Here is a 7,002-nt window from a genome sequence, read left to right as displayed (position 1 = left end):
TTTTTGAGAGAGATTAATTTTTTAAAACTTATTTTTAAAGTTGTTAGCATAGAATGATTAATTGCATTACGCGTGGAGAAGTTAGCGATATCCAGCCTCTTTTCTGCTATATCAATTGATTTTTATTATCCCTTCCTTTGGTTTATTTTGAGAAGGGATAGGTGCCGCATTTTGATGATTTGTCGTGGATCGAATTTGGAAATTATATTCGTGATTCATAAACTCCCATAGATGTTAAAGAATAAAACTGATCAACCGCATACCTGATCCTTTCATTCCAGAATTTACCGGAACAAGCCTGATCCGTAAAAACAGTTAGCATCTTAAGCGATTTACAACAAATTTTCAGTGTTTAACAGGGATTCAATCCGGAGAAGTTTATCAGGATATCCTTCCCAATACCATGTAGGTATAGAAGCATGGATACAGAAAAAATCAGATCAATTTTTGAACAGGAAGGAGTAACTACCGGAATTTCCTGTGGGAAAGCATTTGAAATTTCTGAAAAACACGGAGTCAGTAAACAGGAGATTGCACAATATTGTAATGTAAATAAGATCAAGATTCGCAGTTGTCAACTTGGCTGTTTCCCATGAGCCGGTTCCTCTCAGTTATACCCGTAGACGAAGCGATCCAGGTTACCAGAAAAATCGCAGGCCCATTTTCTATAGAGGATATATCCCTGACTGATGCATTAGGCAGGGTGTTAGCTCAGGATATCTCCTCTGATGTTGACATACCCGGTTTTGACCGTTCCACCGTTGATGGATATGCAGTCCGTGCATCAGATACCACCGGTGCTGGTGAATCGATCCCTTCAATGCTGGCACTTTCGGGTAGAATTGCTATGGGAGAGAATCGTGATCTTACGATTCAGTCAGGTTCATGCATGTATATCCCGACCGGTGGAGCTCTCCCTGCCGGGGCAGATGCAGTGGTGATGATCGAGTACTGTGAAGAACTTGCGGATCAGATCCTGGTTCACCGGCCTGCAGCTCCGGGAGAGAACGTGATAGCACGAGGTGAAGACTTCGGTTCTGATCGAATTGCGGTTCATGCCGGAACCCGGATTTCATCACGGGTTGCAGGAGTGCTGGCTGCATGCGGAAGATGCATGGTGCCGGTCGCATCCAGACCCCGGATAGCGATCATATCTACGGGAAATGAACTGGTGCCGGTGGAAACAACCCCGGCTGATGGCCAGATCAGGGATGTAAATTCCTGGCTCTGTGCTGATTTCGTCTCTGAACACGGGGGAGTTCCGGTCCCGTATGGCATCATTCAGGATGATCGGGAATCACTTACCCGGGCCGTTGATGACGCCCTTGTCTCGTGTGATGCAATCCTGCTATCGGGTGGAAGTTCAAAGGGAGAACGTGATATGTGTGCAGATATAATAGCATCCCGGGGGAACGTTCTGGTACACGGGATTGCAATCTCTCCGGGAAAACCTACAATTATCGGAACTGCACGTGACAAACCGGTAATCGGGCTGCCAGGTCATCCGGCATCGGCATATGTCATCCTCCTCGTCCTTGTCAAAGAACTACTCAAAGGTATGACCGGGGAGACCGGAGCGGAACCCCATGTATTTACCCGGTTACAGACTCCCCTCAGATCTGCACAAGGCCGTGAAGATTACATCAGGGCTGTTTTCGACAGGGAATGGGTAGTGCCGGTCCTGGGAAGATCCGGCCTGACCAATACACTCCTTCAGAGTGACGGGGTTATCAGAATTCCCAGTACGGTAGAAGGATATGAAGCCGGAGATATGGTTGAGGTGATCCCATGGTGAGGGAAGAGAATGGCTCCACGAGGTATCTTACCCTAACCTCGCTTGCAGATGTACTCAGTGAACTTCATGATCGGTTCTCCTATACTCCCCGGACAGTTCGCATCCCGGTTCAGAACTCGTATGGAAAGATTACCGCAGAGGCTGTATTTTCTCCTCTTTCTGTCCCGGTAGCCCATCTCTCGGCGATGGACGGGATTGCGGTAAAAACCGAATATACGATAGGAGCAACCGATCAGAAACCGGTAATCCTGACTGATGCGGTCCGGGTCAACACGGGAAATGTCATTCCTGACGGATATGATGCAGTAATTATGATAGAAGACGTAGAGGAGCAGGCCGGATCCTTTCAAATCCGTTCCTCTGCACACCCCTGGCAGCATATCCGTCCGGTCGGCGAGGACATTGCAGTAACCGAGATGGTTATCCCCCGTTTTAGTCGGATTCGGGCGGTTGATATCGGAGCTATGGCAAGTTATGGGGTTTCTGAAGTGGCGGTCCTTGATCTCAGGGTGGCACTTATCCCCACCGGCAGTGAGATCGTCCCGGTAGGGACCATGCCCAGGCCGGGTCAGGTTATTGAGAGTAATATGCATATGGCAGGTACCCTCATCACCGCTGCCGGTGCCTCCGTAACCCATTACCCGGTGGTTCCTGACGATCAGGATCAGATCAGGGCTGTTGTCCAGGAAGCAGTTGTAGATCATGACATCGTCCTCATCTCGGCAGGGTCATCCAAAGGGACCAAAGATTACACAGCCCGGATCATTGCAGATCTGGGAACTGTTTTTATACACGGTGTTGCTATCAAACCGGCAAAGCCGGTAATACTCGGCGAGATAGAAAACCGGCCGGTCATCGGTATGCCCGGGTACCCGATTGCATGCCACACCATTCTTCGGGAGATTCTGCTCCCGATGCTCGGATGGTACGGACTGCCCATACTAGAACCTGAAGTAATACAGGTTCAGCTGACCTGTGCGATTCAGTCTGCAATCGGTACCGATGAGTTTGTGCTTGCAACAGTGGGAAAGATTCAGGATCACTGGATTGCAGCACCCCTCTCACGTGGGTCAGGTATTCAGATGAGTATGGTCAGATCCAATGCTTACCTGAAGATTCCCGCTGACCAGGAAGGTCTTGAGACCGGATCATTGACCACTGCAGTCCTGACAGTTCCCAAACAGAGTGCCGGACAGGTAGTTCTCATCACGGGGAGTCATGATCCTGCCATTGATCATCTGGCAGACCTGATACGGGGGTGCGGGATACTCATTGCCTCTTCCCATGTAGGTAGCATGGGGGGGCTCCTGACACTAAAACGAGGAGACTGCCATCTGGCTCCAATGCATCTGCTTGCTGATGACGGTGAGTATAATATTCCCTATCTGCAGAAGTATTTCCCAGACGAAGAACTGGTCCTGATATGTGTAGCTGAGCGGGAACAGGGGATCGTTTCCCGTGAGGGGTTGGGATTTGAGGCGATCACGACACATCAGTACATCAACCGACAGCGGGGATCAGGAACCCGGATGCTCCTCGATCATATGCTCAGGCAAAAAGGAATTGATCCTGATGGTATCGCGGGGTATAATCGGGAGGTGACTACCCATCTGGGCGTTTGCCTGGCTGTTCAGAGCGGGGATGCAGATCTGGGGATGGCGGTTTACAGTGCAGCCAAGGCATTTTCACTTCCTTTCGTACCGGTTGGTGTGGAACGGTACGAACTCGTTACAACCAGGAAAATGTTCGATGAAGACAGTCGAATCAGAGCGATCGCTGATATGATAGCCTCTCAAAAATGTAAGAATATCCTCGAAAAACTCGGAGGATACCGAACCGGTGAAACTGGCCACATTCGCAGATGTAACCAGCGATAACATCAATAATTATGAGAGAATCCCTACCCATCACGGTAGTTCTCCCCTTTTTTATCAGATAACCCAGCCAGAAAACAGAACAATAACTATCATCTGATTCCAAAGTATACCACAGATACAAGGATCGAAAAGATGACATTCACTCAGGTCACCACCACCTGCCCCTACTGCAGCACCGGCTGCTCCCTGAATCTTGTGATACAGGATGGAAAGGTAATCGGGACTGCCCCCTATTATCGATCTCCGGTAAATGAGGGGCGTATCTGCCCTAAAGGGACGTACTGTCATCAATTTATCCAGAATCCGGATCGGCTTAAAAAACCCCTCATCAGAAAGGGCGATATTTTTTATGAGGCTGACTGGGATGCAGCGCTTGACCTGATATCACGCAGGTTCGCTGCGTATCAGCCCGATGAAATGGCGGTCCTCACCTCAGCGAGATGCTCGAATGAGGACAATTACCTTGCGATGAAATTCGCCCGTGGTGTCCTGAAGACACGGCATATCGATCATTGTGCACGTATCTGTCATGCTGCGACGATGGTCGGCCTTTTTCTTGCATTCGGATGCAGTGCCATGACAAACTCGATTCCTGATATCGGAGAATCAGACTGTATCTTCTGCCTGGGAAGCAACACCCTTGAGCAGCATCCGCTTATTGGCAGGCAGATTATCAAGGCACGGGCACGGGGAGCCCGTCTGATATATGCAGATCCAAGGTTCACACCGACTGCAGTTCAATCTGATCTCTTCATCCAGTTCTACAGCGGGTCAGATGTACTCCTCCTCAATAGTATCATGGGGGAGATCATCAGGAACGGGTGGGAGGACAACTCGTTCATCTCCGAACGAACTGCCAAATACGAATCAGTTCGAAAGGTGGTTCTCCAGAAACGGTATGAGCCCGAAATAGCAGGTCCACTCTGCGGAGTCACTCCTGAAATTATACGGACTACGGCTGAATGGATCGGCAATGCTGAACGATGTACCGTCCTGTATGCCATGGGAATTACTCAGCAAACAGCCGGGGTTGATAATGTCAGATCCATTGCAAACCTGATGATGCTTACCGGCAATATGGGAAGACCGGGAACCGGAGTAAACGCATTACGGGGTCAGAATAATGTGCAAGGTGCCTGTGATGTCGGATGTCTCCCCAACTTCTTCCCCGGATATGGCAAAGTGTCAGACGGTGCTGCTCATCGTACGCTTGCCCGCCAGTGGGGTTTTCCGAACGGGATATGTGAGCCACGGGAAGGTTATGACATCAATACCCTGTTTGAACGGCTTAAAGGAAACAGCCCGGAAATTAAGGCAATGTATCTCATCGGGGAAAACCCGGTAGTATCTGAACCTGACCCGGCTGCCGTGAAGGAGGGTCTCTCCAATCTGGAGTTTCTGGTGGTACAGGATATCTTCTTCACTGAGACATGCCAGCATGCAGATGTTGTTCTGCCTGCTGCCTGCTGGGCAGAAAAAGAAGGAACCCAGACCAACACCGAACGCCGGGTCCAGCGGATCAGAAAAGCGATTCCTCCTCCGGGTGATGCAAAACCGGATACTGAGATCATCTGTGCCCTGGCTGCAAAGATGGGATTTGCAGAGCAGTTTACCTATACCGATACCAGGGATATTTTTAACGAACTGTGCACGGTTATTCCCCAATATCGGGGGATGACCTGGGATCGGGTGAGCAAACCCGAAGGGATCTGCTGGCCCTGTCCTGAGCCGAATCATCCCGGCACCCCGATCCTGTATACAGATCGGTTTTCACATCCTGATGGCAAAGGGGTCTTCTATCCGGTTGACTGGAAAGAGCCTTCAGACCTCCCTGACAAAAAGTATCCACTCCGGCTTACCACCGGCCGGCTCATCTGGCACTGGCAGTCTGGGACCATGACCCGCCGGTGCAAAAACCTGACTGATGAAGTGAATGAAGGTTATCTGGAGATGAACCCAACCGATGCAGAATCACTGAAGGTCAGAAGTGGTGACCTCATTAAGGTCTCGTTTCGCCGGGGTTCTTTACTCTGTAAAGCCAGGGTGGTCAGAGATATTAAGAAAGGCACTACGTTTATGCCGTTCCATTTCATTGAACGGGCTACCGGAAACTTGCCTGAAGATTCGCCTGATTCGCTTCCCCGAATGTCCGAGTATAAGGTGGCTGCGATATCGATAGAAAAGATTCAGGACGCGGAACCATGATCAGGACGGGTGAGATCTTCTATGCATGGGCAACCGATCCGGATATCAGAGAAGCGGGGAGTTCAGGGGGATTTGTTACCGGAATACTGATGCATCTTTTGGAAACCGGAGTCGTGGATGCGGTATCAGTAGTTAGACAGGGTGCAGATATCTATGATGCAGAGATGTCGATACTCTCTGATCCTGAGAAACTCAGGCTCTGTTCCGGCTCACTCTATTGTGGAACCCTCTCTTCTGCGAAATTTATCTTCAGATACCTCCAGGGAAAAGCAGAGCAGAGACTGGCAGTTGTGGTGAAAGGATGTGAAGCGAAAGCAATCATTGAACTGGCCAAGCGAAACCAGATAGATCTGGATAATATCCTTCTCATCGGTCTGAACTGTAGCGGGACAATCAATCCCTTTACTGCCCGTCGGATGGCTACTGAAAAGTATGGTCTGGATCCTGACCTCGTGCAGAACATCTTCTTCTCCCAGGGAAGATGTATGGTTCAGACTCCTGATGAGATCAGATCAATATCGATTGAGGAGTTAGAGCAGGAAGGATATGGCCGACGGCACTCCTGTCAGCGATGCCTTACGAGAATTCCCCGTCAGTGTGACCTGGTGTGCGGAGACTGGGGAGTGATTGGGGATTATACCGGCAACACCACCTGCATTGAGGTCTGCAGCAGGAAAGGAGCAGAAGCACTGGAGTCTTCAATACATTCTGGTCATATCAGGATTGAAGCGGCTGATCCGAAAGGAGTGGAAGTCAGAGCCCGGGTCGAAGATGCGATGCAGGTTATGAGTAAGAAGAACCGGACAGAGCAGTTTTCAGATATCGTATCAGGGGATCAGATCCTGCAGCAGATGACCCTTGATATGTCCCGGTGCATCAAGTGTTACCAGTGCACGGAAGCCTGTCCCCTCTGTATTTGTGAAGACTGCAGGATTAAAAAGCCATGGCTGGTCAAACCCGGTCAGGTTCCTCCTCCATTCATGTTTCATCTCATCAGAGTATCGCACATTGCAGACTCATGTATCAACTGCGGACAGTGTGAAGACCGCTGTCCGATGGAGATTCCAAATTCACGGTACATGAATGCTCTTCAGGTAGAACTCGAACTCATGTTCGGGTATCATG

Annotated in this window: 5 protein-coding genes; all 5 read left to right on the top strand. The window is 49.8% G+C overall.

Annotated features, from left to right (window positions below; all coding sequences use genetic code 11):
- The first annotated feature begins 419 nt into the window (after positions 1-419).
- On the top strand, positions 420-596 hold the full coding sequence (locus LUQ50_RS01170; protein WP_300034933.1) for a hypothetical protein: 177 nt from the start codon (positions 420-422) through the stop codon (positions 594-596).
- Complete coding sequence (gene glp / locus LUQ50_RS01165; protein WP_300034930.1) at positions 593-1,795, top strand: gephyrin-like molybdotransferase Glp; 1,203 nt, start codon at positions 593-595, stop codon at positions 1,793-1,795. The genes LUQ50_RS01170 and glp overlap by 4 nt, the downstream gene beginning before the upstream one ends.
- Positions 1,789-3,672, top strand: a complete 1,884-nt coding sequence (locus LUQ50_RS01160) for a molybdopterin biosynthesis protein (RefSeq protein ID WP_300034927.1) — start codon at positions 1,789-1,791, stop codon at positions 3,670-3,672. Before glp ends, LUQ50_RS01160 begins: the two co-directional genes overlap by 7 nt.
- Before the next feature lie 132 nt (positions 3,673-3,804).
- On the top strand, positions 3,805-5,877 hold the full coding sequence (gene fdhF / locus LUQ50_RS01155; RefSeq protein WP_300034924.1) for a formate dehydrogenase subunit alpha: 2,073 nt from the start codon (positions 3,805-3,807) through the stop codon (positions 5,875-5,877).
- A partial coding sequence (locus tag LUQ50_RS01150; RefSeq protein WP_300034922.1) for a Coenzyme F420 hydrogenase/dehydrogenase, beta subunit C-terminal domain occupies positions 5,874-7,002 on the top strand: 1,129 nt, incomplete at its 3' end. The genes fdhF and LUQ50_RS01150, both read left to right, overlap by 4 nt.

Source organism: Methanospirillum sp. (assembly GCF_028679455.1).
Lineage (GTDB): Archaea > Halobacteriota > Methanomicrobia > Methanomicrobiales > Methanospirillaceae > Methanospirillum.
Note: the sequence above shows the minus strand (reverse complement) of the source record. Positions and strands in the feature narration are given on the sequence as shown.

What these genes read in the sequence shown, in the direction of transcription:
- fdhF (WP_300034924.1), top strand. Translation starts at nt 3,805, where the DNA reads ATGACATTCACTCAGGTCACCACCACCTGCCCCTACTGCAGCACCGGC.
- glp (WP_300034930.1), top strand. Translation starts at nt 593, where the DNA reads ATGAGCCGGTTCCTCTCAGTTATACCCGTAGACGAAGCGATCCAGGTT.
- LUQ50_RS01170 (WP_300034933.1), top strand. Translation starts at nt 420, where the DNA reads ATGGATACAGAAAAAATCAGATCAATTTTTGAACAGGAAGGAGTAACT.
- LUQ50_RS01160 (WP_300034927.1), top strand. Translation starts at nt 1,789, where the DNA reads ATGGTGAGGGAAGAGAATGGCTCCACGAGGTATCTTACCCTAACCTCG.